This is a genomic window from Mesorhizobium sp. WSM4850, from assembly GCF_055811735.1.
Map to the genome: position 1 here is coordinate 34,864 of NZ_JBVVPV010000011.1, position 23,405 is coordinate 58,268.

At 62.3% G+C, this 23,405-nt stretch carries 24 protein-coding genes; 20 read left to right on the forward strand and 4 right to left on the reverse strand.

Annotated elements, in window-relative coordinates; all coding sequences use genetic code 11:
- The first annotated feature begins 169 nt into the window (after positions 1-169).
- Positions 170-724 (forward strand): TetR/AcrR family transcriptional regulator, encoded by a 555-nt coding sequence (locus AC0L2Z_RS13555; RefSeq protein ID WP_473628274.1) that lies wholly within the window; start codon positions 170-172, stop codon positions 722-724.
- A 43-nt stretch (positions 725-767) separates the two neighbouring features.
- Here AC0L2Z_RS13555 and AC0L2Z_RS13560 read toward each other — a convergent pair whose 3' ends face one another.
- Positions 768-1,724 (reverse strand): LysR family transcriptional regulator, encoded by a 957-nt coding sequence (locus AC0L2Z_RS13560; protein ID WP_473628275.1) that lies wholly within the window; start codon positions 1,722-1,724, stop codon positions 768-770.
- 119 nt (positions 1,725-1,843) lie between these two features.
- On the opposite strand from AC0L2Z_RS13560, the gene AC0L2Z_RS13565 reads away from it, so the two are divergent.
- The 10 genes from AC0L2Z_RS13565 to gph all read left to right on the forward strand — a co-directional run bounded on the left by AC0L2Z_RS13565 (position 1,844) and on the right by gph (position 11,820).
- Positions 1,844-2,890, forward strand: a complete 1,047-nt coding sequence (locus AC0L2Z_RS13565; protein ID WP_473628277.1) for a class 1 fructose-bisphosphatase — start codon at positions 1,844-1,846, stop codon at positions 2,888-2,890.
- A 5-nt stretch (positions 2,891-2,895) separates the two neighbouring features.
- Entirely contained in the window at positions 2,896-3,768 is an 873-nt protein-coding gene (locus tag AC0L2Z_RS13570) for a phosphoribulokinase (protein WP_023797694.1), read from the forward strand.
- Between the two features lie 10 nt (positions 3,769-3,778).
- Entirely contained in the window at positions 3,779-5,785 is a 2,007-nt protein-coding gene (gene tkt / locus AC0L2Z_RS13575) for a transketolase (RefSeq protein WP_473628278.1), read from the forward strand.
- A gap of 14 nt (positions 5,786-5,799) precedes the next feature.
- Positions 5,800-6,879, forward strand: coding sequence for a class II fructose-bisphosphate aldolase (gene fba / locus AC0L2Z_RS13580; RefSeq protein WP_287076246.1), 1,080 nt, complete (start codon positions 5,800-5,802; stop codon positions 6,877-6,879).
- 21 nt (positions 6,880-6,900) lie between these two features.
- The gene (locus AC0L2Z_RS13585; RefSeq protein WP_023797691.1) at positions 6,901-8,394 is read left to right on the forward strand and encodes a ribulose-bisphosphate carboxylase large subunit; all 1,494 of its coding nucleotides are present in this window, start codon (positions 6,901-6,903) and stop codon (positions 8,392-8,394) included.
- A gap of 18 nt (positions 8,395-8,412) precedes the next feature.
- Positions 8,413-8,847, forward strand: a complete 435-nt coding sequence (locus tag AC0L2Z_RS13590; protein WP_023797690.1) for a ribulose bisphosphate carboxylase small subunit — start codon at positions 8,413-8,415, stop codon at positions 8,845-8,847.
- Positions 8,848-8,855: 8 nt separating this feature from the next.
- Positions 8,856-9,794: a CbbX protein gene (gene cbbX / locus AC0L2Z_RS13595; RefSeq protein ID WP_473628279.1), complete on the forward strand. Its 939-nt coding sequence runs from the start codon at positions 8,856-8,858 to the stop codon at positions 9,792-9,794.
- Between the two features lie 61 nt (positions 9,795-9,855).
- The gene (gene rpe / locus AC0L2Z_RS13600; RefSeq protein ID WP_473609338.1) at positions 9,856-10,542 is read left to right on the forward strand and encodes a ribulose-phosphate 3-epimerase; all 687 of its coding nucleotides are present in this window, start codon (positions 9,856-9,858) and stop codon (positions 10,540-10,542) included.
- 22 nt (positions 10,543-10,564) lie between these two features.
- Positions 10,565-11,122, forward strand: coding sequence for a thioredoxin family protein (locus AC0L2Z_RS13605; RefSeq protein ID WP_473628281.1), 558 nt, complete (start codon positions 10,565-10,567; stop codon positions 11,120-11,122).
- Positions 11,119-11,820: a phosphoglycolate phosphatase gene (gene gph, locus AC0L2Z_RS13610; protein ID WP_473628282.1), complete on the forward strand. Its 702-nt coding sequence runs from the start codon at positions 11,119-11,121 to the stop codon at positions 11,818-11,820. Before AC0L2Z_RS13605 ends, gph begins: the two co-directional genes overlap by 4 nt.
- A gap of 175 nt (positions 11,821-11,995) precedes the next feature.
- On the opposite strand, the gene AC0L2Z_RS13615 is transcribed toward gph, so the two are convergent.
- Complete coding sequence (locus AC0L2Z_RS13615) at positions 11,996-12,376, reverse strand: c-type cytochrome (RefSeq protein ID WP_027151302.1); 381 nt, start codon at positions 12,374-12,376, stop codon at positions 11,996-11,998.
- Between the two features lie 594 nt (positions 12,377-12,970).
- Between AC0L2Z_RS13615 and AC0L2Z_RS13620 the strand changes: the two genes are divergently transcribed.
- The 5 genes from AC0L2Z_RS13620 (at position 12,971) to AC0L2Z_RS13640 (ending at position 17,949) form a co-directional block, all read left to right on the forward strand.
- The gene (locus AC0L2Z_RS13620; RefSeq protein WP_473628283.1) at positions 12,971-14,206 is read left to right on the forward strand and encodes an ABC transporter substrate-binding protein; all 1,236 of its coding nucleotides are present in this window, start codon (positions 12,971-12,973) and stop codon (positions 14,204-14,206) included.
- Positions 14,207-14,250: 44 nt separating this feature from the next.
- Positions 14,251-15,030, forward strand: a complete 780-nt coding sequence (locus AC0L2Z_RS13625) for an ABC transporter permease (protein ID WP_287259163.1) — start codon at positions 14,251-14,253, stop codon at positions 15,028-15,030.
- The gene (locus AC0L2Z_RS13630) at positions 14,999-15,739 is read left to right on the forward strand and encodes an ABC transporter ATP-binding protein (RefSeq protein WP_036261082.1); all 741 of its coding nucleotides are present in this window, start codon (positions 14,999-15,001) and stop codon (positions 15,737-15,739) included. Before AC0L2Z_RS13625 ends, AC0L2Z_RS13630 begins: the two co-directional genes overlap by 32 nt.
- A 31-nt stretch (positions 15,740-15,770) precedes the next feature.
- Positions 15,771-16,742 (forward strand): quinoprotein relay system zinc metallohydrolase 2, encoded by a 972-nt coding sequence (locus AC0L2Z_RS13635; protein WP_473628285.1) that lies wholly within the window; start codon positions 15,771-15,773, stop codon positions 16,740-16,742.
- Between the two features lie 343 nt (positions 16,743-17,085).
- Positions 17,086-17,949 (forward strand): quinoprotein dehydrogenase-associated SoxYZ-like carrier, encoded by an 864-nt coding sequence (locus tag AC0L2Z_RS13640; protein WP_287225661.1) that lies wholly within the window; start codon positions 17,086-17,088, stop codon positions 17,947-17,949.
- A gap of 46 nt (positions 17,950-17,995) precedes the next feature.
- Here AC0L2Z_RS13640 and AC0L2Z_RS13645 read toward each other — a convergent pair whose 3' ends face one another.
- Positions 17,996-18,349: a hypothetical protein gene (locus tag AC0L2Z_RS13645; protein WP_023797678.1), complete on the reverse strand. Its 354-nt coding sequence runs from the start codon at positions 18,347-18,349 to the stop codon at positions 17,996-17,998.
- Between the two features lie 673 nt (positions 18,350-19,022).
- Here AC0L2Z_RS13645 and AC0L2Z_RS13650 point away from each other — a divergent pair.
- From AC0L2Z_RS13650 to AC0L2Z_RS13665, 4 genes are all read left to right on the forward strand, one after another.
- A complete protein-coding gene (locus AC0L2Z_RS13650) occupies positions 19,023-20,921 on the forward strand; it encodes a methanol/ethanol family PQQ-dependent dehydrogenase (protein ID WP_353682499.1) in 1,899 nt (632 codons plus the stop codon).
- 174 nt (positions 20,922-21,095) lie between these two features.
- Complete coding sequence (locus AC0L2Z_RS13655) at positions 21,096-21,617, forward strand: c-type cytochrome, methanol metabolism-related (RefSeq protein ID WP_473628286.1); 522 nt, start codon at positions 21,096-21,098, stop codon at positions 21,615-21,617.
- 1 nt (position 21,618) lies between these two features.
- Positions 21,619-22,482 carry a quinoprotein dehydrogenase-associated putative ABC transporter substrate-binding protein gene (locus AC0L2Z_RS13660; RefSeq protein ID WP_473628287.1) on the forward strand — a complete coding sequence of 288 codons (864 nt, stop codon included), beginning with the start codon at positions 21,619-21,621 and terminating at the stop codon, positions 22,480-22,482.
- Between the two features lie 10 nt (positions 22,483-22,492).
- Positions 22,493-23,050 (forward strand): PQQ-dependent catabolism-associated CXXCW motif protein, encoded by a 558-nt coding sequence (locus AC0L2Z_RS13665; RefSeq protein ID WP_473628289.1) that lies wholly within the window; start codon positions 22,493-22,495, stop codon positions 23,048-23,050.
- 50 nt (positions 23,051-23,100) lie between these two features.
- Here the strand turns inward: AC0L2Z_RS13665 and AC0L2Z_RS13670 are convergent, their stop codons facing one another.
- Positions 23,101-23,238: a hypothetical protein gene (locus tag AC0L2Z_RS13670; protein WP_023797673.1), complete on the reverse strand. Its 138-nt coding sequence runs from the start codon at positions 23,236-23,238 to the stop codon at positions 23,101-23,103.
- Positions 23,239-23,405: the final 167 nt, after the last annotated feature.

A 23,405-nucleotide genomic window follows, 5' to 3' on the forward strand; every position in this document is an offset into this window, starting at 1 on the left:
GCCGCTGGCTTTGCCTGAACATACGCAGGGCCAGCCGCACGACCTTACCGCTTGCAAATGATCGTTCAGGGCGAGCCCGGCAGATCCATCATCAGTTCTGGAGACATCCATGAATCATCCCGTCGGAACGCGAACGGATCCCGACGAGGTGCGGGCTCGCATCCTGGAGGTGGCGGAGGCGCATTTTCGCCGCATCGGCTACCATAAGACGTCGGTAGCCGACATCGCCTCCGAACTCGGCATGAGCCGGGCGAACGTCTACCGTTTCTTTTCCTCCAGGGATGCAATCAACGAATCCATTTGCAGGCAGGTCGTGAACGAGGTCGCGGACATCGCCGTTGCGATCGCACGCACCAACGCGCCGGCCTTGGAGAAACTCGACCGGCTCCTGACCGCCGTTCACCAGCACAACAAGACGAAATTGATCAAGGAAAGAAGCATGCACGACTTGATCGTCGCCGCCCTGCGCGAGAATCGGGCGGTCATCAAGGCGCATGTCGAGCGAATGTTGGAAATCCTTGAGGCGATCATTCGCGAGGGGACCGAGGCGGGCGAACTCAAGGTCGAGGACCCGGCAGAAGCGGCGCGTGCGGTCAACGCCGCGTTCACGCCGTTCTTCCACCCGATTCTGATCGAGCACTGCGTTCAACACGGCGAAGACACCGAAGCGGGCCTGCGCACGCAGATTCGCTTTGTCCTGAAAGCTCTCGGCAAATCGAACTAGCCGCCCTGGCAGGTGGCTGCCAGCGACGCATTCCGCCCTCAATTCAGGCGCGACCTCCTGCGTTCGGTCCTTCGTGCGGATAGAGCTTGCCGAACAGGGGCAGATACATCGCGCCCTTGCGCATCAGGAAGTCGTGGAACGTCGCCATGGCCGGCGAGATCGCGTGATCGCTGCGCATCACCGAAAACCATTGCCGGCGGATCGGCATGCCGACGACGTCGAGGATGACCAGCCGGCCGGCTTCGGTTTCGGCGGCGATGGTGTGGGCAGAGATGAAGGCGATGCCGAGCCCGGCCATCACCGCCTGCTTGATCGTCTCGTTCGAGCCCATCTCGACGCCGAGATCGTCGATGCGGCCGGGCACGTCGCTGAGGAATATTTCCAGCGAGATGCGCGTGCCGGAGCCCGGCTCGCGGATGAGGAAATGCTCTTCGGCGATCCGCTCCTTGGATATCTCGCGCGCCGACGCCAGCGGGTGGTCGGGCGGCGCGATGATGACCAGCGGGTGATCGCCGAATACCGAGGCACGCACCGGGACTTCCCTCGCCGGGCGTCCCATCAGCGCGATGTCGATGTCGTGGTTCTTAAGACTGTTGATGGTTTCGGCGCGGTTGCCGATGGCGAGCCGCATGTCGATGTCGGGATGTTCCTTCATGAAGCCGGCCATCAGCCGCGGCGCGAAATATTTGGCGGTGGAAACGACGCCGAGCCGCAAGCTGCCGATACGCACGCCCTTGATCGCATCCATCTTGTCTTCGAGCAGGCGAAGCCGCTCCTCGATCGCCTGCGCCGTCTCGACGAAGGCCAGACCTGCGGCAGTCGGACGCATGCCGTCCGACGTCCGGTCGAACAAGGCCAGCTGGAACTCCTCCTCGACCTGCCGCAACTGGATCGTCACCGCTGGAGGAGACAAGCCTAACACCTTGGCCGCGCTTACAATTTTTCCATGGCTGATGATGGCCTGAACGGTCTTGAATTGCTTGAGCGTGAGGTTTCTCATGAGCCATACTAAATTTTTTTTAGCACGAAAGTAAAGTTATTGAATTTTACTTATCCATGGCAGTTTGTTCTCATTCCCCAATCCGGCCGGAGGAGTTGCGGCTGGATCGGGAGGTTACGATGCCAGCGGCAACGCTCGACGCATTTCTGAATTCCTATCTCGGCCCGCCCGACGAGCTGCGTTCGGCCGTCGTCGCGACCGTCCGTCAGCTGACGCAGGCCGCCACCAAGGTCCGCAACACAATCAATCAGGGGGTGCTCGGCACCGCCTTTGCCGGGACCCGCAGCGCCAATGCCGACGGCGACATCCAGAAGGATCTCGACATCTTCGCCGACGACATCTTCCTCGACGCCATGCGCCACGCTCCGGTCGCGCTCTACGCCTCCGAGGAACTGGAGCAGCCGGTCCTGCTCGACAGCCAGGCGCCTCTCGCCATCGCCATCGACCCGCTCGACGGCTCTTCCAACATCGACACCAACGTGTCGATCGGAACGATCTTCTCGCTCCTCCCTGCAACTGGCGCGCCGGACGAAAATCCGGCCGCCTCTTTTTTGCAGCCGGGCGTGAACCAGCTGGGGGCCGGTTTCTTCATCTACGGGCCACAGCTGGCGCTGGTCCTGTCGCTCGGCAGCGGCACGCATGTCTTCGTTCTCTCGACCAGGCTCGGCACCTTCGTCCAGGCCTACGAGAGCCGGATCATCCCGCAGCGTACCCAGGAGTTCGCCATCAACGCCGCCAACTACCGGCATTGGGACGAGGCGGTGCGGCTCTACATCGACGACTGCCTCGAAGGCACTGAAGGCCCACGCGGAAAGGACTTCAACATGCGCTGGATCGCTTCCCTCGTCGCCGACTGCTACCGCATACTGATGCGCGGCGGCGTCTTCCTCTATCCAGGCGACAAGCGCAAGGGTTACCGCCAGGGACGGCTGCGCCTCGTCTATGAGGCCAACCCGATCGCCTATCTCATCGAACAGGCAGGCGGCGCCGCCACCGACACCATCACCCGCATCCTCGAAATCGAGCCCGAGGGCCTGCACCAGCGCGTGCCCGTGGTGTTCGGATCGCCGCGCGAAGTCGCACGCATCACCCGCTACCACACCGAGCCCAGCGCGATCGGCGAGCGTGCGCCGCTGTTCAGCCGCCGCGGCCTGTTCAGGGCCTGAGCATCATGTCGGCAAAGCACCCCATCATCACCATCACCGGGTCGTCAGGCGCCGGCACCACCTCGGTCAAGCGCATCTTCGAGCTGATCTTCCGGCGTGAGAACATCGACGCCGCCTTCATCGAAGGCGATGCCTTTCACCGCTACGACCGCGCCACGATGAAGGTCAAGGTGGCCGAGGAGGAGAAGGCCGGCAATCCGAACTTCACCCACTTCCATGCCGAGGCCAACGAGCTCGCAATCCTCGAAGAGGTGTTTGAGGAATATGGCCGCCGCGGAACCGGAAAGACCCGCACCTACATCCATGACGAGGACGAGGAGAAGCAGTACGGCACGCCGCCGGGGCAATTTACCGAATGGCGCGAATTCCCGCCGAGCGACCTGCTCTTCTACGAGGGCCTGCATGGCTGCGTCGTCACCGACAAGATAGACCTGGCCAGGCATGCCGACCTCAGGATCGGCGTGGTGCCGGTCATCAATCTCGAATGGATCCAGAAGATCCATCGCGACCGGGCAACCCGCGGCTATTCCACCGAGGCGGTGATGGACGTCATCCTGCGCCGCATGCCGGACTATGTCCGCTACATCGTCCCGCAATTCTCGCAGACCGCCATCAACTTCCAGCGTGTGCCGATCGTCGACACGTCCAACCCGTTCATCGCGCGCTGGATCCCGACGCCCGATGAATCGATGCTGGTCATCCGCTTCGCCAATCCCCGCGGCATCGATTTCCCCTACCTGCTTTCGATGATCCACGACTCCTTCATGTCGAGGCCGAATTCCATAGTGGTGCCAGGCAACAAGCTCGATCTTGCCATGCAGCTGATCCTGACGCCGCTCATCCTGCAATTGATCGAACGCAAGAACCGTGTGTCGTGAGGAGGACGCCATGAACAGCCAAGCAGCAGCCCTGAAGCCCGTCGCCGCCGTCTCGGAGCGCGACATGGCGAACGCCATTCGCGCGCTGGCGATGGACAGCGTCCAAGAGGCCAATTCCGGTCATCCGGGCATGCCGATGGGCATGGCCGACGTCGCGACGGTGCTGTTCGGCCGCTTCATCAACATCGATCCGTCGGCGCCCAACTGGCCCGATCGCGACCGCTTCGTGCTTTCGGCCGGGCACGGCTCGATGCTGCAATATGCGCTGCACTACCTGCTCGGCTACGAAGACATGCCGATCGAGCAACTGCAGCGGTTTCGCCAGCTGGGCAGCCGCACCGCCGGACATCCCGAATATGGCCATGCGCTTGGCATCGAGACGACGACCGGTCCGCTAGGGCAAGGCATTTCGACCGCCGTCGGCATGGCGCTGGCCGAGCGCATGCTTGCTGCCCGCTACGGCGCCGATCTCGTCGATCATTTCACCTACGCGATCGCCGGCGACGGCTGCCTGCAGGAAGGCATCAGCCACGAGGCGATCGACCTTGCCGGTCACCTGAAGCTCGCCCGGCTGATCGTCTTCTGGGACGACAATGCGATCTCGATCGACGGACCGACGTCGCTGTCGACATCGATGGACCAGCCGGGACGGTTCGAAGCCGCCGGATGGCATGTCCAGTCGGTGGACGGCCACGACACGGAAGCCGTCGCTGCGGCAATCGAAGCGGCGCAGCAGTCGGACCGGCCGTCACTGATCGCCTGCCGAACGGTGATCGGCAAGGGCGCGCCCAATCTGGGCGGCTCGGAAAAGACGCACGGCGCGCCGCTGGGCGATGCCGAGATCGCCGCGACGCGCGAGAACATCGGCTGGGCCTGCGCGCCGTTCGAGGTGCCGGACGACATCCTGTTCGCCTGGCGCGAAAGTGCCGAGCGCGGGCAAGCGGCGCGGCACGCCTGGGAGCAGCGGTTTGCCGCCTCGCCGCAGCGCCAGGCCTTCGAGAGTGCGGTCGCCGGCACCCTGCCCGACGCGGTCTTCGAAGCGCTCGCCGCTTTCCGCAAGGAGCATGTCGAGAAGGCGACCAAGGTCGCAACGCGAAAAGCCTCCGAAATGGCGCTCGGCGCCATCAACGCCGCAACCGAGCTGACCGTCGGCGGCTCCGCCGATCTGACGCACTCGAACCTGACGATCACCAAGGGCATGGCTCGCATAGCGCCTGGTGCCTATGCCGGCCGCTACATCCACTACGGCATCCGCGAGCATGGCATGGCCGCGGCCATGAACGGCATCGCGCTGCATGGCGGCTTCGTGCCTTATGGCGGCACCTTCCTGTGCTTCGCCGACTATGCCCGCGGCGCGATGCGGCTCTCGGCGCTGATGGGCCAGCGCGTCATCTATGTGATGACGCATGATTCCATCGGCCTCGGCGAGGACGGCCCGACCCACCAGCCGATCGAGCACCTGGCGATGCTGCGGGCGACGCCGAACCTCAACATCTTCCGTCCGGCCGACATCATCGAAACGGCGGAGTGCTGGGAGTTGGCGCTGAAGAGCAAGAACCGGCCGAGCGTGCTGGTGCTCTCGCGGCAGAACCTGCCGATGCTGCGCCACACAGATAGCGAAGAGAACCTGTCCAGCCGGGGCGCCTATGTCCTGCGCGAGCCGGCCGGGCACCGCGCCGTGACGCTGATCGCCACCGGCTCGGAGGTCGAGATCGCCGTTGCCGCCGCCGAACGGCTGGAGACCGAGCACGGCATCGCCGCCGCGGTCGTTTCGATGCCGTGCTGGGAGCTGTTTGAGGAACAGGATGCCGGCACCCGCAAGGCGGTCCTCGGCTCGGCGCCGCGCATCGCCGTCGAAGCCGCAGCACGGCTCGGCTGGGACCGCTGGATCGGCGATACCGGCGTGTTCGTTGGCATGGCCGGTTTCGGCGCCAGCGCCCCTGCCCCGGATCTCTACCGGCATTTCGACATCACGCCCGAAGCCGTCGCCGCAGCGGCGCTGAAGCTCATCATCTAGGAAGGACCCCAAAAATGGCCCGCATCACCCTTCGCCAGCTTCTCGACCATGCCGCCGAGCACGGCTATGGCGTTCCGGCATTCAACATCAACAACATGGAACAGGGCCTTGCCATCATGGAGGCAGCCAGGGCCTGCGATGCGCCGGTCATCATCCAGGCCTCGCGCGGCGCCCGCTCCTATGCCAACGACATCATGCTGGCCAAGATGATGGAGGCGTTGACCGAAATGCATCCGGCCATTCCGCTCTGCATCCATCAGGACCACGGCAACAACGAAGCCACCTGCCTTTCGGCGATCCGCCACGGCTTCACCTCGGTGATGATGGACGGCTCGTTGATGGCGGACGCCAAGACGCCGGCAAGCTATGACTACAACGTCGCCATCACCGAACGTGTCGCACGCATGGCGCATTGGGTCGGCGCTTCCGTCGAAGGCGAGCTCGGCGTGCTCGGCTCGCTGGAAACCGGCCAGGGCGAGGCCGAGGACGGGCATGGCGCCGAAGGCGCGCTTTCCCACGACCAGCTTTTGACCGATCCCGATCAGGCGGTCGACTTCGTCACCGCCACCCAGGTCGACGCGCTGGCGATCGCCTGTGGCACCTCGCACGGCGCCTACAAATTCAGCCGCAAGCCCGACGGCGGCATCCTCGCCATGCAGGTAATCGAGGCGATCCACGAAAAGCTGCCCAACACGCATCTGGTCATGCATGGCTCTTCCTCGGTGCCGCAGGAACTGCAGGACGTCATCAACCGATATGGCGGCGAGATGCCCCAGACCTTTGGCGTTCCGGTCGAGGAGATCGAGCGCGGCATCCGTTACGGCGTGCGCAAGGTCAACATCGACACCGACTGCCGCATGGCCATGGCCGGGCAGTTCCGCCGCGTCGCGACGGAAGACCCGCGCGAATTCGATCCGCGCAAATTCCTGAAACCCGCCATGGATGCCCTGCGCGACCTTTGCCGCGATCGCTTCGAGCGCTTCGGCACCGCCGGCAACGCCTCGAAGATCAGGGTCATCGCCATGGACGAGATGGCCAAACGTTACGCCGCGGGAAAACTCGATCCGCAAATCGCAACCGCGAAAGCCGCCTGAGCGGCAAACAGGAGACCTGTCATGAACAAGATCGACATGCCGTCAGCTGGCACGCTCAAGGAAGGCAAGGAACGCTACAAGTCGGGCGTCATCCCCTACAAGAAGATGGGCTACTGGGAGCCGGACTACCGGCCCAAGGAGACCGACCTGATCGCCATGTTTCGGATCACGCCGCAGCCAGGCGTCGACCACGAGGAGGCGGCGGCCGCCATCGCCGGTGAATCCTCCACCGCGACATGGACGGTGGTGTGGACCGACAGGCTGACCGCCTGCGAGCTCTACCGCGCCAAGGCGTTCAGATCCGAGCCGGTGCCGAACACCGGTCCCGGCACCAAGACCGAGCAGCAGTACTTCGCCTACATCGCCTACGACCTCGACCTGTTCGAGCCGGGCTCAATCGCCAACCTGACCGCATCGATCATCGGCAACGTGTTCGGCTTCAAGGCTGTCAAGGCCTTGCGGCTCGAGGACATGCGCATCCCAGTGGCTTACCTGAAAACCTTCCAGGGCCCGGCGACCGGCATCGTGGTGGAACGCGAGCGGCTCGACAAGTTCGGCCGGCCGCTGCTCGGCGCGACGACGAAGCCGAAGCTTGGCCTGTCAGGCCGCAACTATGGCCGCGTCGTCTACGAGGCGCTGAAGGGTGGCCTCGACTTCGTCAAGGACGACGAGAACATCAACTCGCAGCCGTTCATGCACTGGCGCGACCGCTTCCTCTACTGCATGGAGGCGGTGAACAAGGCGTCGGCCGCCACCGGCGAAGTCAAGGGCCATTATCTCAACGTCACCGCCGGCACAATGGAGGAGATGTACGAGCGCGCCGAATTCGCAAAACAGCTTGGCTCCTGCATCGTCATGATCGACCTGGTCATCGGCTACACGGCGATCCAGTCGATGGCCAAATGGGCACGCCGCAACGACATGATCCTGCACCTGCACCGCGCCGGCAACTCGACCTATTCGCGCCAGAAGAACCACGGCATGAATTTTCGCGTCATCTGCAAATGGATGCGGATGGCCGGCGTCGACCACATCCATGCCGGTACGGTGGTCGGCAAGCTGGAAGGCGACCCGCTGATGATCAAGGGTTTCTATGACACGCTGCGCGAGGAGCGCACGCCGCAGAATCTCGAAACCGGGCTGTTCTTCGACCAGGACTGGGCCTCGCTCAACAAGGTGATGCCCGTCGCCTCGGGCGGCATCCATGCCGGCCAGATGCACCAGCTGATCCATTATCTCGGCGAGGACGTCGTCCTGCAGTTCGGCGGCGGCACGATCGGCCATCCGGACGGCATCCAGGCCGGCGCAACGGCCAATCGCGTCGCGTTGGAGGCGATGATCCTCGCCCGCAACGAGGGCCGCGACTATCTGCGCGAAGGCACCAAAATCCTCGAACAGGCGGCCAGATGGTGCACGCCGCTGAAGGCGGCCCTGGAGACCTGGAAGGACGTCACCTTCAACTACGAATCGACCGACACGGCCGACTTCGTCCCAACCGCAACGCCCAGCTTCTAGACGAAAGGAATCGTCGCCATGATGACCAATCCGGGAAACAAGGTCACGCAGGGACAGTTTTCGTTCCTGCCCGACCTGACCGATGAGCAGATTTCGGCGCAGATCAAATACGCGTTGAAAAACCACTGGGCGGTCAGCGTCGAGTACACTGACGATCCGCATCCGCGAAACACCTATTGGGAAATGTACGGCAACCCGATGTTCGACCTGAAGGACCCGGCGGGCATCCTGCTTGAAGTCAACAATTGCCGGAAAGCCATGCCCAACATGTATGTCCGGGTCACCGCCTTCGATTCGAGCAAGGGCTGGGAAGCGCCGCGCATGTCGTTCATCGTCAACCGGCCGCCCAACGAACCCGGGTTCCGGCTGCTGCGCCAGGAGCGCGACGGCCGCAGCCAGGGCTATTCGATCGTGCCTTATGCGACCGACAGGCCCGAAGGCGAGCGGAGCTAGCCGAAACCATGCTGGACGCGATAGCAAAGGGCACTGCCGCGCCGGACGAATCAGTCGATCTGCAGGCCGAATTCGAGGCGTCCAACATCGATGAGGTGCTGGGCAAGCTCGACCGCGAACTCGTTGGGCTGAAGCCCATCAAGACCCGCATCCGCGAGATCGCGGCGCTGCTCCTGGTCGACCGGCTTCGCCGCAAGTTCGGCCTGACCTCGGGCGCGCCGACCCTGCACATGAACTTCACCGGAAACCCCGGCACCGGAAAGACCACCGTGGCGCTGAGGATGGCCGAAATCCTGCATCGTCTCGGCTATGTCCGCGAGGGCCACATGGTCGCAGTGACGCGAGACGATCTCGTCGGCCAGTATGTCGGCCACACCGCGCCCAAAACCCGCGAAGTGATCAAGCGCGCCATGGGCGGGGTGCTTTTCATCGACGAGGCCTACTATCTCTACAAGCCCGAGAACGAACGCGACTACGGCCAGGAATCGATCGAGATCCTGCTGCAATGCATGGAAAACAACCGTGACGACCTGGTTGTGATACTTGCCGGCTACAAGGACAAGATGGACCGCTTCTTCAACAGCAATCCCGGCATGCGCTCGCGCATCGCCCACCACCTCGATTTTCCCGACTACGGCGTCGGCGAGCTCAAATCGATCGCCGAGATCATGCTGGCGGAACAGAATTATCGTCTCAGCGAGGCGGCGGCCAAGGCGCTCGAAGAGTATCTGCCGATCCGCATGCGGCTGCCGCATTTCTCCAACGCTCGCTCGGTCCGCAATGGGCTCGACCGGGCGCGGCTTCGCCAGGCCAACCGGCTTTTCACGTCGCGAGACCGGGTGTTGACGAAGATCGACCTTATCACCATTGAGGAATCCGATATTCGCGGCAGCCGCGTTTTCGCAGAAGGCAAGCTCGAAGGCGAACCGGAGACGAAGGCGCGCTGACAAGATGACGCCGGTTGGTGTGCAGCGACCGAAAACCGAAGACGGAATGGAGCCGACGACCATGGGTACCAAGACAATCATCGCCCCCTCGGTGCTTTCTGCGGATTTCTCGCGGCTCGGCGACGAGGTCGAAGCAGTCGTCCGGGCGGGTGCCGACTGGATCCATCTCGACGTGATGGACGGCCATTTCGTGCCCAACATCACGTTCGGCCCGCCGGTGATCAAGGCGATCCGTGACCGAACCGACAAGGTCTTCGACTGTCACCTGATGATTGCGCCGGCCGACGCCTATCTCGCCGCCTTCGCCGAGGCCGGCTGCGACATCATCACCGTGCATGCCGAGGCCGGGCCGCATCTCGACCGTTCGCTGCAGGCGATCAGGAATCTCGGCAAGAAGGCCGGCGTGTCGCTGAACCCGTCGACGCCGGAAAGCGTCATCGAATATGTGCTCGACCGGCTCGATCTGGTGCTTCTGATGACGGTCAATCCGGGTTTCGGCGGCCAGGCTTTCATTCCGGCGGTCGTCGACAAGGTCAGGCGGGTCAAGGCGCTGATCGGCAATCGCCCGATCGACATCGAGATCGACGGCGGCGTCACCCCCGAGACCGCTCCGCTGGTCACCGCGGCCGGCGCCAATGTGCTGGTCGCCGGCTCGGCTATCTTCAAGGGCGGCAGCGAGGCGGCCTATCGCGCCAATATCGGCGCCATCAGGCAGGCAGCCGACGGCGCGATCCGGAAAGCCGCGTAAACCATTTCATCGGAGGAACAACATGGGGGCAATCCCACCTGTCTGCGATTTCGGCTGGCAAGCCATCGATGCCGTCTTGCCCGGCGTCGACGGCAAATCGCATTCGATCTTCAGCCACGCCGGTCCGAACGGGCTGGTGGTGGCCTTCATCTGCAACCACTGCCCTTACGTGAAGGCGGTGATTTCCCGCATCGTCCGCGATGCCGACGACCTCAAGCCCGAAGGCATCGGCTTTGTCGCGATCAACTCCAACGATGCCGACGCCTATCCGGATGATTCCTTCGACAACATGAAGCTCTTCGCCAGGACGAACGGCTTCACTTTCCCCTACCTCCACGACGAGCGCCAGACGGTGGCGCGTGCCTATGGAGCCGTTTGCACTCCGGATTTCTTTGGGCTCAACAGCGAATTGACGCTGCAATATCGCGGCCGGCTGGACGCGGCGCGGCGCGACGCCGGACCGCCCGGACTGAGACGCGACCTGTTCGAGGCGATGAGACAGATCGCCCGAACCGGCGACGGACCGCTGGACCAGATCGCTTCGATCGGCTGCTCGATCAAGTGGAAGGACGCCGCATGAACGTCGGCATGAGTAGGCCGTTTCGATCGCCGAAGGCGATCCTGTTCGATCTCGACGGCACGCTGGTCGATTCGGCGCCCGATATAACCGCCGCGGTCAACGAATTGCTGGCCGGTCGCGATCTACCGCCGCTGCGCCTGGAACTGGTCAAGGCGATGATCGGCGGCGGCGTCAGGAAACTGGTCGAGCGAGCCTTCGCGGCATCCGGCGCGCCGCTCCTCGGCAGCGCCCTCGACGAGGCCAACCGTGCCATGGCGCCGATCTACCGCAGACATCTGACCGGCCTGACGACGCTGATGCCCGGCGTCAGGGAGGTTCTCACCCACTTCCATTTGAGCGGAATAGCCATGGGCGTGGTGACCAACAAGCCGCAGCTGGCGGCTCGCGAAATCCTGCTGCATTTCGGGCTGACGGACCATCTCGGCGCGATCGTCGGCGGAGACGCGGTGACTTGCCTGAAACCGGCACCCGACGCTCTGCTGCTGGCGCTCGACCAGCTTCAGGTCGAGCCTCGTGACGCGCTGATGGTCGGAGACAGCGGCGCCGACGTGGCCGCCGCCCGCGCCGCCGGCATGCCGGCTATCCTGCTGCGTGGCGGCTACACCCAAATTGCCGTTGAAGCGCTTGCCGCCGACCTGGTTTGCGACGGCCTGCTCGATCTGCCTTCCGCCATGCGCAGGCTGCAAGACGCCGCTTGACCGGCGCCAACCAGTGCGGGCGCCGGCCGAACGCAGTTTGCGAACGGCCGGCGAAGTCGCGTTACTCCGGGGGATGAACCGGGTTACTTCCGGGGGAAGAACCGGGTTACTTCCGGGGGAAGAACCGGGTTACTTCCGGGGGAAGAACCGGGTTATTTCCTGCGGAAAAACCGGGTTATTTGGAGTATTGCTTCAGATAGGCGATGACGTTGGCGAGATCCTCGTCCTTCTTGAGACCGGGAAACGCCATCTTCGTACCTTTGATCATGCCCTTCGGGTCGCGAAGATAATTCGTCAGCGTGGCTTCGTCCCATTTGACGCCGGATTTGCCCGCCTCGGCCATCGGTTTGGAATATTTGAACCCCGGATGCGTGCCGGCCGTCCGGCCGATAACGCCGCTTAACGACGGACCGATCTTGTTCTTGTCCTCGTCGACGACATGGCAGGCCTTGCATTTGGCGAAGACCTTCTCACCCGCGGCGGCATCCTGTGCCTGCGATTGGTTTGTAATAAACGTCGCAACGGACACGACGGCGAAAAATGCGACTGCACGCATGGCATTTCCTCATTGATCGTCAAGGTGCCCTGGACGATTTGCGCATGCCTTTGTCTGATCATCGGCATGCATCGTTTTATGCAGAGCGAGAGCTTCTCCCTTGTGGAGTTGCAGCGCCTGCATCCTGGAAGCTACCCGGCAGATGAGCGATGTCAACCGCTACCCAAGTTCAAGGCAGTCGCTTCGGGTTTGCGCTGCCTTCCAGCGTTGAAGGCTGGCGAAAGCCGAAGCGACATCCAATCTCCCCCCTTGCGGGGGAGATGTCCGGCAGGACAGAGGGGGGTGGGAAGGATCGCCAACTTTCGGCTTTATCCATCCCAACCGGAAATCAGCCTGAGGGTGTGGCTGTAATTGATCGACAGGTCGGAGGGACAGCACCCCCCTCTGCCCTGCCGGGCATCTCCCCCGCAAGGGGGGAGATCGGCAGCTTCACCGACGGCGCGATTGACGGCCATCGGGCGAACGCGTAGCCTCAAACCATTCCGGTTTTCCATGGGCACCTCGGGACTCCGGCAGCTGGCGATTTTGTCCAGGCTCGCGGATCGGGCCGGATTTCGCCAAAGCGGGCGTCTTCAAGCGCGCAAGAGGTGCTGAATGGATATGGTCGACCTCATATTGACGGTTTGCCTGATTGCCAATCCGGGCAATTGCCGAGACGAACATCTCTATTTCGAGAGCCGCGGCTCTCTGTTCCAATGCATGATGCTGGCGCCCACCGAAATCGCGAAATGGTCGCAGGAACACCCGACCCGCAAGGTCAAGCGCTGGAAATGCGCTTTGCCGAACAAAGACCGTGCGATCTGCTCGGCGCCCCGGCCCGTTATGGCCCCGGGAGGAGACATCATCATGATTTCGCGTCGAGGAACGCTCCGGCTGGCGGCTCTTGGAACGGCCGCGGCGCTTGTCCCAAAGCCCTCATTCGCCACGAACCGGGTTCGCATCGGTGTGCTGAAATTCGGCACCGTGAGCTGGGCTCTTGACACGCTGAAGCACCACAGGTTCGACGCAGCCAACGGTATCGATCTGGAGGTCGTCGATTTCGCCGGCGAGGATGCAACCAACGTCGCCTTGCTAGCCGGCGCGATCGACATGATCGTCTCCGACTGGCTGTGGGTCTCGCGCCAGCGCTCCGAAGGCGTAGACCTCACATTGGTCCCCTATTCGACCGCCGTCGGGGCGATCATGGTGAAGGAGGGAGCGCCGATCCGCACGATCACCGATCTCAGGGGAAAAAAGCTCGGCGTCGCCGGCGGACCTCTCGATAAAAGCTGGCTGCTGATCCAGGCGCTGGCCAGACGCGATCACGGCCTCGACCTGGCGGCAACCAGCGACATCGTCTTTGGTGCGCCGCCGCTGATTTCGGAAAAGGCGATGCAGGGCGAGCTCGATGCGGTGCTCAATTTCTGGCATTTTTGCGCCCGGCTCGAAGCAAACGGCTTTCGTCGGCTGATCGGCGCCGATGCTGCGGCGAAAGCGCTCGGGGCCTCAGGCGCCGTATCGGCGCTCGGCTATGTCTTTCATGACAAATGGGCGAACGAAAATCCGGACGCTATCAGCGGCTTCATCAAGGCTTCGGCGCAGTCCAAGGACTTGCTGGCCAGATCCGACGATGAGTGGCTGCGCCTTGCGCTTGATATCCGCGCGCAAGGCGAGGAACTGGCAAGACTGCGTGACCGCTATCGCGAGGGCATTCCCAGACGCCCCGTCGCCGAGGATGCGGCCGACGCCGGCAGGCTTTACCGCGTGCTGGCCGAGATCGGCGGCGAAAAGCTGGTCGGCCGCGCGCCGGAGATGGCGCCCGGCACGTTCTGGCAGGTACCCAAGCAATGAGCGCACCTGATACCGGCGATCGCCCGCCTGGCGCTGCGGCCGGCATGTCCAGCCAATCCGGCCTGGCAGCGGCGCTGACACCGGTGCTGACGGTCGCGGCCTCTCTGCTCGGGCTTGGCCTGCTGTGGGGCCTTGCGGCAAATGCCTGGCCGAGCCGTGCCTTTCCAGGGCCGGGACAGGTCTGGCAGGTGCTGCTCGCAGAGGCGGCGAACGGCGATCTTTTCTACCATCTTGGCGCGACGCTCGGCCGGGTTGCCGCGGCATATGTCGTCGCGATGGTTGTTGGCTCGGTCATCGGCGTCCTCCTCGGCAGCCACCGCAGCGCAGACCGGTTCTTCGCTCCCTGGGTGGTCCTGTTCCTCAACATTCCCGCGCTGGTGGTCATCGTGCTCGCCTACATCTGGTTCGGCCTCAACGAAGCGGCGGCCATTGGCGCGGTTGCCGTCAACAAGATCCCGAATGTCGTGGTGACGATGCGCGAGGGCGCCAGAGCGCTTGATCCGAGTTACGCCGAAATGGCCGCCGTCTACCGCTTCGGTCTCCTCGACCGCGCCCGCCATGTCCTGCTGCCGCAACTGCAGCCCTATCTTGCCGCCGCCTCACGATCCGGCATCGCTCTCATCTGGAAGATCGTCCTGGTGGTCGAACTGCTCGGCCGCTCCAACGGCGTCGGCTTCCAGATCTATCTTTATTTCCAGCTCTTCGACGTCGCCGCCATCCTTGCCTACACCCTGACTTTCGTGGCGGTGATGCTTGTCATCGAACTCCTTCTGGTGCAGCCCGTTGAACGACATGCAACCCGTTGGCGCCGTCGTCCCGCTTAGGGTCGACATCGCCGAAAAGACTTTCAGGTCCGCGCAAGGCGTCTCGATCACGGCGCTCCAGGACCTTTCCTTCGAGGTCCGGCAAGGCGAATTCGCCTGCTTGCTGGGGCCGTCCGGCTGCGGCAAGACCACGACGCTGCGCATCCTGCTTGGGTTGGACAAGGACTTTTCCGGCTCGTTCCAACTGCCTGAAGGCGGCTCCAACCGGATCGCCGCCGTATTCCAGGAGCCGGTCTTGCTGCCGTGGCGAACAGTGGAGCAGAATGTCAGGCTGGCGCTGCCGAAAAGCCTGAGAACGAAGAACCTCGACGGGCTGTTCGACACGCTCGGCCTCGCCGGAATGCGCTCGCTCTATCCGGCGGAGCTTTCGCTCGGCCTTGCGCGCAGGGCAGCGCTTGCCAGGGCCTTCGCCACCGAACCGGCGGTGCTGTTCCTGGACGAACCCTTTGCCTCACTCGACGAACGGACCGCCGAGCGGCTTCGACACCTGCTTTTGACCGTGTGGTCGGCGCGGCCCACGACCGCCCTGATGGTAACCCACAATCTGCGCGAGGCGTTGATGCTGTCGGACCGCATCATCGTGCTCGCGCAACGGCCGGCGCATGTCCTCGGCATGTTCGACGTAAGGCTGCCGCGGCACTATCGCAATCCACAGGTGATGAGCGACCTTTTGCGGTCGTTCCAGCAAAAATTTCCGGGCGTGGCCTGATCGCCGTACAGTTCGGAATTGGGAGGAAGCCATGCCAATCGACAGGATACGACGCAAGCTTGTGAACGGCTTCGCCTGCACCGCGGTCAGCGCCGCGATGCTGCCCTGTTGCCTCGGGCGGGCCGCTCTCGCCGCAGCCTACGGCCTTGAATTCAAGCTCAGGAAAGTCGCCGACGGCGTCTTCGCTTTCCAGGGCGTCGATGAATTGATGAGCGCAGCCAACCAGGGCGCGATCTCCAACCTCGGCGTCGTCGTCGGCGCCGACGCCGTCGCCGTCATCGACAGCGGCGGCAGCCTGATTGAGGCGAACGCCCTCATCGCCGCGATCGGCAAGATAAGCGCCAAGCCGGTTCGCTACCTGATCAACACCCATATGCACCCCGACCATGTCTTCGGCAACGCGGCGTTCCGGCAGATCGGCGCCACCATCGTCGGCCACCACAATCTGCCGCGTGCCCTCGAGGCGCGCGGTGCCTTCTACCTGCAGAGCTTTCGCGAACAGATCGGCGACGCGCTTATCAAAGGGATCGAGATCATACCGCCGACGATGCTGGTCGACGATCGCCTGCAGCTCGACCTCGGCGGACGCGTGCTCGAATTGCAGGCATGGAAGGCGGCTCACACCGACAACGACCTGACCGTCTTCGACAGCGCGACCCGCACGTTGTTTGCCGGCGATCTGGTTTTCATCGGTTCCTTGCCGACGCTCGACGGATCGCTGCTCGGCTGGCTCCGCCAGATGGATGGGCTCGCCGCGATTGGCGCCACGCGCGTCGTGCCGGGTCATGGCCCGGTGCCGGCCGACTGGCCGGCGGCGCTGACGGGAGAGCGGCGCTATTTCGAGATTCTGGCGCGCGATGTTCGCAAGGCGATCGCCAACGGGACGCCGCTCCGCGACGCCGTCAAGACCGCCGGCGCAAGCGAACGGGGCAATTGGCATCTGTTCGACGACTACAACGAGCGCAATGCAACAGCCGCCTTTGCCGAACTCGAATGGGAATAGACGACAGTGACATGCGCTGGACGTGATGAAGTTGGGGCAATCGATTCAGGTCGGCGCTGCCCCTCACCCTTACCCTCTCCCCGTGAAAAACGGGGAGAGGGGGTCGCCAGCGTTGCGGCTAAGCCCCTTCTCCCCGTCCTTCACGGGGAGAAGTGCCCGGCAGGGCGATGAGGGGCAGCGCCGACATCGACAATCGATCGCCTTCGCACAGATTGGACGCCATCATCTGTCTGAATCGATTGCCCTGGTGATGAGATGGGATCGATTTGCCAACGCATCGTCAAGGGTCTATCCTCGACATCGGCCTGGGCACCACCTCTCTGACATTGGTGGAGGCATCGAAATGCAGAACCACGCTTACCGGAGCCGGCAGCTCGGCTTGCCGCTGGCGGCCGTCTTCGCCGCGATCATCCTGGCCATCGGCGCGCTCTTTGGCGCCTCCGGCGCCGCCAACGCCCAGCAGACAACCGCCTCTTCGGACAGGATCTGGCAGGATCTGAAAGGCGACGTGTTCGGCGATCGGGCAATTCTGGTCGATAGCGGCGTCGTCAGGATCGAGGCGCCGAAGCGGGCGCAGGATGCCGCCATCGTGCCTGTCGACATCTATATCGACCCGACCAAGGCGCCCGCCGGCATCAAATCCGTCACCTTGATCATCGACGTCAATCCAGCGCCGGTCGCGGCGACGTTCGAGATCGGCAAGGACGCCGGTGTGACACATCTGTCGACGCGCGTGCGCGTCGACGACTATTCCTATCTGCGTGCCATAGCAGAGACGCAGGGCGGCGAGCTTCACATGGCCCAGACCTTCGTCAAGGCGTCAGGCGGATGCTCCGCCCCGGCGCTCAAGAACCAGGACGAAGCGATGGCAACGATGGGGCAGATGAAGCTGCGCCAATTCCCGCCGCAAGAGACGATGACAAAGGCGCAGGAATTGCAGCTGATGATCCGCCACCCGAACAATTCGGGCCTGCAGCGCAACCCCTTGACCCAGTATTTCATCCCCGCGCATTTCGTTCAGAAACTGTCGGTCTCGCAGGCAGACCGGCTGATCCTGTCGATGGAAGGGGGGATATCGATTTCGGAAGATCCCAATTTCCGGTTCGATTTCACCGCGCACGGCACTGGCCAAATCCAGGTCGAAGCGATCGATACGGACGGCAAGGTATTTCGCAATCAATGGCCGCTGGAGGCTACGGGGCTTTGAAGCCTCGAAACCGTATGCAGCCGCCGTCGGCGGTCTTACACAGCGTCTAAAAGCAGCGCACGTCGGCTTCCGCCTGCGCGCGCTTCAGTCCCGTGCTTGCGGCTTTTGCCGGCGCGCTTTCGCGGAACAGTCCCGAACGCTCCCCTGTCGTCAGGGACATGCTCTTGAAGGTCTCGGCCCTTTCATAGTCCTCGAAGGGAAGGATCGAGGCGATGACGTCGATCGAGCAGGAACAGCTCTCCAGCGCCCGACGTGTCTGGCCATTCGTCTGCATGCAGCCGAGCACATAGTCGACAACCGTCACCGTCGGATAATCTGAGGCGGCGCCGGCCGGATTGGCGAAGGCCAGGGCCGACGTGAGCAACAGCGGCAAGCTCGAAAAGCCGACATATCTGATCATGGGGAACCTCCGATTGGCCCGGAACGTGACAGATCGAGCCCAATGGATCGAGACGGATCACCGCACCAGTTGGCCTCCTGTCGCCACGCCCGTCAAGTTCTCATGCAGGCCATATAGTACCAAAGGACAGGGCGGTCCCGGCCGGCAAAAGGCCTCCCCGACAGCACGAACATCGGCTCCGAATCCTGGTGCTGAGCTTGATTTCAGGTCTCCTCCACTATCGGCACCCGAAGCTACGCGCGCATACTTAAAATCATACGATCCAGCGAATATTCCCAAATAAAAATCAATACATTTTGCCCAAAAAATACGTAAAATTTAACCACTTATATAAATCGCGCTTCATCCACAGTCGATCAATAGCTTTCAGTCCGGATTTTTTCATATCTATTTCTCTATATTGCAGTGCAACATAGATGGAAGTGATTTTTCTTGCCTTCCTTCTGGGGATGACATAGCTTCATCCTGTTTCCGGCTTCAAGGGCGTCACCGTCAATTAGGGAGCGGCGACAGTCTTTCGTAGGCCAGGTGGGATGGGCAGTAACGGTGCCCTCTGCTCATTCGGCTTAGGTCGTGACACGCTGCCGGAAATACTTCCCCCACATGAATCGCTTGGGCAAGCCCTGGTGGGCTCAACGGACGATTCGTCATTGTGCACCCTGGGAGGACTTTGATGCGTGTATTAGCGAAAACTGCCTACCTACTAACGACCGCGGCGCTCATGTCGTTCGGCGCGGTCCACATGACGTCGGCCAATGAAGAACTGATGAAAATGGCCGAAAACCCCAAGGACTGGGTGATGCAGACGGGTGACTACGCCAACACCCGCTTTTCCAAGCTCAACCAGATCACCAAGGACAATGTGAAGAACCTGCAGGTCAAGTGGACCTTCTCCACTGGCGTGCTGCGCGGCCATGAAGGCGGGCCGCTGGTCATCGGCGATGTGATGTATGTCCACGCGCCGTTCCCGAACACCGTCTATGCTCTCGATCTCAAGAATGACGGAAAGATCCTCTGGAAATACGAGCCCAAGCAAGACCCGAATGTTATTGGCATCATGTGCTGCGACACGGTCAACCGTGGCGTTGCCTATGGTGACGGCAAGATCATCCTCAACCAGGCCGACACCACCGTCGTGGCGCTCGATGCCAAGTCCGGCAAAGTCGTCTGGACGGTCAAGAACGGCGATCAGATCGACGGCGGAAAGGGCGAATCCGGCACGTCGGCGCCTGTGGTCGTCAAGGACAAGGTTATCGTCGGCATCTCCGGCGCCGAATATGGTGTTCGCGGCCACCTCTCGGCCTACAATCTTTCGGATGGCAAGCTTGCCTGGCGGGCCTATTCGACGGGACCCGATGCAGAAACCCTGATCGATCCCGAAAAGACCACCCATCTCGGCAAACCGGTTGGCGCGGACTCGGGCACGAACACCTGGGAAGGCGAGCAGTGGAAGACCGGTGGCGGCACGACTTGGGGATGGTACGCCTATGATCCCAAGCTTAACCTGATCTACTACGGCACCGGCAATCCATCGACCTGGAACCCGGTCCAGAGGCCGGGCGACAATCGCTGGTCGATGACGATCATGGCTCGCGATGCGGATACCGGGATGGCCAAGTGGCTCTACCAGATGACCCCGCATGACGAGTGGGATTATGACGGCGTCAACGAGATGATCCTTGTCGACGGCATGGACATCAAGGGCGCCAAGCGCGATGTGCTGGTGCATTTCGACCGCAATGGCTTTGCCTACACCATGGATCGCGCCAATGGCGAGCTTCTCGTCGCCAAGAAATACGATCCGGCGGTGAACTGGGCGACGGAAGTCAACATGGACCCCAGCAGCGACCAGTACGGCCGCCCGCAGGTGGTGGCCAAATATTCGACCCAGCAGAACGGCGAAGACACCAACTCGACGGGCATCTGCCCGGCCGCGCTTGGAACCAAGGACCAGCAGCCGGCGACCTATTCGCCGAAGACCGGTCTGTTCTACGTGCCGACAAACCATGTCTGCATGGACTATGAGCCCTACAAGGTGAGCTACACCGCCGGTCAGCCTTACGTGGGCGCCACCGTGTCGATGTATCCTCCCCCTGGAGCCGACCACATGGGCAACTTCATTGCCTGGGATGCTGCCAAGGGCGAGATCGTCTGGTCCAAGCCCGAGAAATTCTCGGTCTGGTCGGGCGCGCTGGCGACCGAAGGCGACGTGGTCTTCTACGGCACGCTCGAGGGCTACATCAAGGCGGTCGATCATGACGGCAATGAACTCTACAAGTTCAAGACCCCGTCCGGCATCATCGGCAACATCACGGCCTACGAGAATGGCGGCAAGCAGTACATCGCCGTTCTGTCCGGCGTCGGTGGATGGGCCGGTATCGGTCTGGCAGGCGGACTGCTTTCGCCCGACAACGCCGCTGCCTGGCATGGCGCCGTCGATCAGGGCCGTGCGCAAGGCGACGAGGCTGCGGTCGTTGGAACTGCTGGTCTGGGCGCGGTCGGTGGCTACGCAGCACTTGCCGACTACACGACGCTGGGTGGCCAGCTCACCGTCTTCGGCCTCCCGGACTGATATACGGGAGCACGCCTCGGGCGTGAGAAGACCAAGGCTTGAAAAGCGAGAGCCCGGATCACCGGGAAGCCAGGACCGGGCTCTCAATTTCGCCGCGCACCCACATCGATCCATGCCGCTTCACGACAGCAAAACCGTGTGCAGGCGAAATCAAGAAATCAAGGAAGTAGCTGAATGACCGTTCGCATTGTAATTTCCGCTCTCGCCCTGGCGCTGCCTCTGGCAAGTTCAAGCCTCGCGCATGCCCAGGACAGCGCTGAAAAAGCCAAGGCGGTGACGGAAGAAGGCGGCAAGCATTTCGACGCGGACGGAAATCCGACCTTCAAGATCGAAAACGGAGCCGTCGACTGGTATACGTTCAGCGGTTACCGCCGGTATCACTCCGATTGCCATGTCTGTCACGGACCGGACGGCACCGGTTCGAGCTATGCGCCGGCCCTGCTCAACAGCCTGAAAACTATGGATTACGCCACCTTCATCTCGATCGTCGCCGAGGGCCGCAAGAATGTCGGCGGCGGCAAGGAAAATGTCATGCCTGCCTTTGGCGACAACAAGAACGTCTATTGCTACATGGATGATCTCTACGTCTATCTGCGTGCCCGCGCCGACGGTGCGGCGCCGCGCGGCAGGCCGCCGAAGAAAGCAGACAAGCCACAGGCAGCGAAGGATGCCGAAGCATCCTGCATGGGTGGATGATATGATTGGCCGTGACGCGTTGAAGCTGTGTTTTGTCCTGCCGATGCTCGGCGCACTCGCCTTGCTGTCTGCGAACGCCCAGGCGCAGGACGCCGGCCTTGGTGCCGCGGGCGAACTGGTCGACCCAGAAATTCTGCGCGTCTGCGCCGATCCTTCGAACATGCCGTTCACCGACGAGAGCGGCGAAGGCTTCGAAAACCGGCTGGCCGACCTGGTCGCCGCGAAAACCGGCCGAAAGTCCGTCGCCTATACATGGTTTCCTCTTGTCGCCGGCTTTGTGCGGAACACGCTGGCGGCCAACCGATGCGACATCATCATGGGCTATGCCCAGGGCGATGAACTGGTGCAAAACACCAACGCTTACTATCGCTCGTCCTACGTGTTGGTGCACCCGAAGGGCAACGGCATGGAAGGCGTCGAGACCATCGAGGATCCGAAACTCACTGGCAAGAGGATCGGCGTCGTCGAAAGCACACCGCCGACTGCCAACATGGCCGCCAACAAGCTCATGCGAACGGCAAAGATCTATCCGCTGGCGGTGGATACCCGCCTCACCCCCTCCATGGGGGAAGTCATGATCAAGGACATGCTCGCCGGCAAGATCGATGCGGCGGTCATGTGGGGACCGATGGCAGGCTACTACGCCAAGCAACTCGGCGCCGATCTCACGATCGTTCCGCTGGTGAAGGAAAAGACCGGCTCACGCATGTCATACCGCATCACCATGGGCGTGCGTCCATCCGACCAGGAATGGAAGCGGACGCTCAACCGGGTGATCAGGGAAAACCAGGCGGAGATCACCAGGATCCTGCTGGACTACGATGTGCCGCTGATCGACGAACACGATAATCCGATCACGCAATGACGAGAAACGCATGAAGGGAAAGGAGACGATTTTGCTGGTTGCCGCGAGCCTTCTCGGTCTGACCGAACCGATGTGGGCTGGCGATATCGCCGAGCCCGGTGGCTATCGGACGGACGACTATCGGGCGCCGGTGCCGCAGACGCTGCAGGGCGCGAAGGTCGTGACGACGGCGGAGGCGGAGGCGCTGTGGCGGGAGAAGAAGGCGGTGTTCTTCGACGTCATGCCTAACACGCCGAAGCCGGCTAATTTGCCGGCGGGAACGATTTGGAGAGCCAAGATCAGAAAGGACATCCCAGGCAGCACCTGGCTGGCCAATGTCGGTTACGGTGCTATCTCCGAGGAGACCGCCAACTATTTTCGCCAAGGCCTCGCGGCCGAAGCCGGTCCCGACAAGTCGCGTGCCATTCTGTTCTATTGCATGACGAATTGCTGGATGTCGTGGAATGCTGCGAAACGGGCCATCGAATGGGGCTACAGTTCGGTGATCTGGTATCCGCCCGGCGCCGATGGATGGGAACGTGCCAACCTTCCGCTGGAGGAAAGGATGCCTTATGTGATTAGCAATTGAGCATGAGCATTGTTATTTTCTTGTTTTTCGACTTTTCAGAACCTGCCGTTTCATTTGTCCATTTTGAGAGCTGATGGACGAGCCATTGCAATGGTGCCCAGCAATGGTTGACTGAGAAAAGGATCGGCCCCTTCGGGCTGGTAGAAGAGGAGATATGCCATGAAGAAGAGCTGGACAAAACCGACCATGTGCCAAGTTGCTGCGGGCTTCGAGATTTCGCGGTATCTGCCTGCTGAAATTACTCCCAAGAAGTAGGCCGCAGAGGTGCGTGTCCCCGGCAACGGGGACACGCACTGTCTTGCCGCGCGAGGTCTTCGTGAAAGGCTTTGACGCGTTCAATGCGGGCGCGAAGCCA

Bases quoted from the DNA above. Each gene is read 5' to 3' on its own strand.
- AC0L2Z_RS13650 (WP_353682499.1), top strand. From the start codon at position 19,023: ATGCGTGTATTAGCGAAAACTGCCTACCTACTAACGACCGCGGCGCTC.
- AC0L2Z_RS13585 (WP_023797691.1), top strand. From the start codon at position 6,901: ATGAACAAGATCGACATGCCGTCAGCTGGCACGCTCAAGGAAGGCAAG.
- AC0L2Z_RS13605 (WP_473628281.1), top strand. From the start codon at position 10,565: ATGGGGGCAATCCCACCTGTCTGCGATTTCGGCTGGCAAGCCATCGAT.
- cbbX (WP_473628279.1), top strand. From the start codon at position 8,856: ATGCTGGACGCGATAGCAAAGGGCACTGCCGCGCCGGACGAATCAGTC.
- AC0L2Z_RS13630 (WP_036261082.1), top strand. From the start codon at position 14,999: ATGCAACCCGTTGGCGCCGTCGTCCCGCTTAGGGTCGACATCGCCGAA.
- fba (WP_287076246.1), top strand. From the start codon at position 5,800: ATGGCCCGCATCACCCTTCGCCAGCTTCTCGACCATGCCGCCGAGCAC.
- AC0L2Z_RS13590 (WP_023797690.1), top strand. From the start codon at position 8,413: ATGATGACCAATCCGGGAAACAAGGTCACGCAGGGACAGTTTTCGTTC.
- rpe (WP_473609338.1), top strand. From the start codon at position 9,856: ATGGGTACCAAGACAATCATCGCCCCCTCGGTGCTTTCTGCGGATTTC.
- AC0L2Z_RS13660 (WP_473628287.1), top strand. From the start codon at position 21,619: ATGATTGGCCGTGACGCGTTGAAGCTGTGTTTTGTCCTGCCGATGCTC.
- AC0L2Z_RS13620 (WP_473628283.1), top strand. From the start codon at position 12,971: ATGGATATGGTCGACCTCATATTGACGGTTTGCCTGATTGCCAATCCG.
- AC0L2Z_RS13560 (WP_473628275.1), bottom strand. From the start codon at position 1,724: ATGAGAAACCTCACGCTCAAGCAATTCAAGACCGTTCAGGCCATCATC.
- AC0L2Z_RS13635 (WP_473628285.1), top strand. From the start codon at position 15,771: ATGCCAATCGACAGGATACGACGCAAGCTTGTGAACGGCTTCGCCTGC.
- AC0L2Z_RS13625 (WP_287259163.1), top strand. From the start codon at position 14,251: ATGTCCAGCCAATCCGGCCTGGCAGCGGCGCTGACACCGGTGCTGACG.
- AC0L2Z_RS13645 (WP_023797678.1), bottom strand. From the start codon at position 18,349: ATGATCAGATATGTCGGCTTTTCGAGCTTGCCGCTGTTGCTCACGTCG.
- AC0L2Z_RS13665 (WP_473628289.1), top strand. From the start codon at position 22,493: ATGAAGGGAAAGGAGACGATTTTGCTGGTTGCCGCGAGCCTTCTCGGT.
- AC0L2Z_RS13655 (WP_473628286.1), top strand. From the start codon at position 21,096: ATGACCGTTCGCATTGTAATTTCCGCTCTCGCCCTGGCGCTGCCTCTG.
- AC0L2Z_RS13670 (WP_023797673.1), bottom strand. From the start codon at position 23,238: ATGGTCGGTTTTGTCCAGCTCTTCTTCATGGCATATCTCCTCTTCTAC.
- gph (WP_473628282.1), top strand. From the start codon at position 11,119: ATGAACGTCGGCATGAGTAGGCCGTTTCGATCGCCGAAGGCGATCCTG.
- AC0L2Z_RS13615 (WP_027151302.1), bottom strand. From the start codon at position 12,376: ATGCGTGCAGTCGCATTTTTCGCCGTCGTGTCCGTTGCGACGTTTATT.
- AC0L2Z_RS13640 (WP_287225661.1), top strand. From the start codon at position 17,086: ATGCAGAACCACGCTTACCGGAGCCGGCAGCTCGGCTTGCCGCTGGCG.
- AC0L2Z_RS13565 (WP_473628277.1), top strand. From the start codon at position 1,844: ATGCCAGCGGCAACGCTCGACGCATTTCTGAATTCCTATCTCGGCCCG.
- tkt (WP_473628278.1), top strand. From the start codon at position 3,779: ATGAACAGCCAAGCAGCAGCCCTGAAGCCCGTCGCCGCCGTCTCGGAG.
- AC0L2Z_RS13570 (WP_023797694.1), top strand. From the start codon at position 2,896: ATGTCGGCAAAGCACCCCATCATCACCATCACCGGGTCGTCAGGCGCC.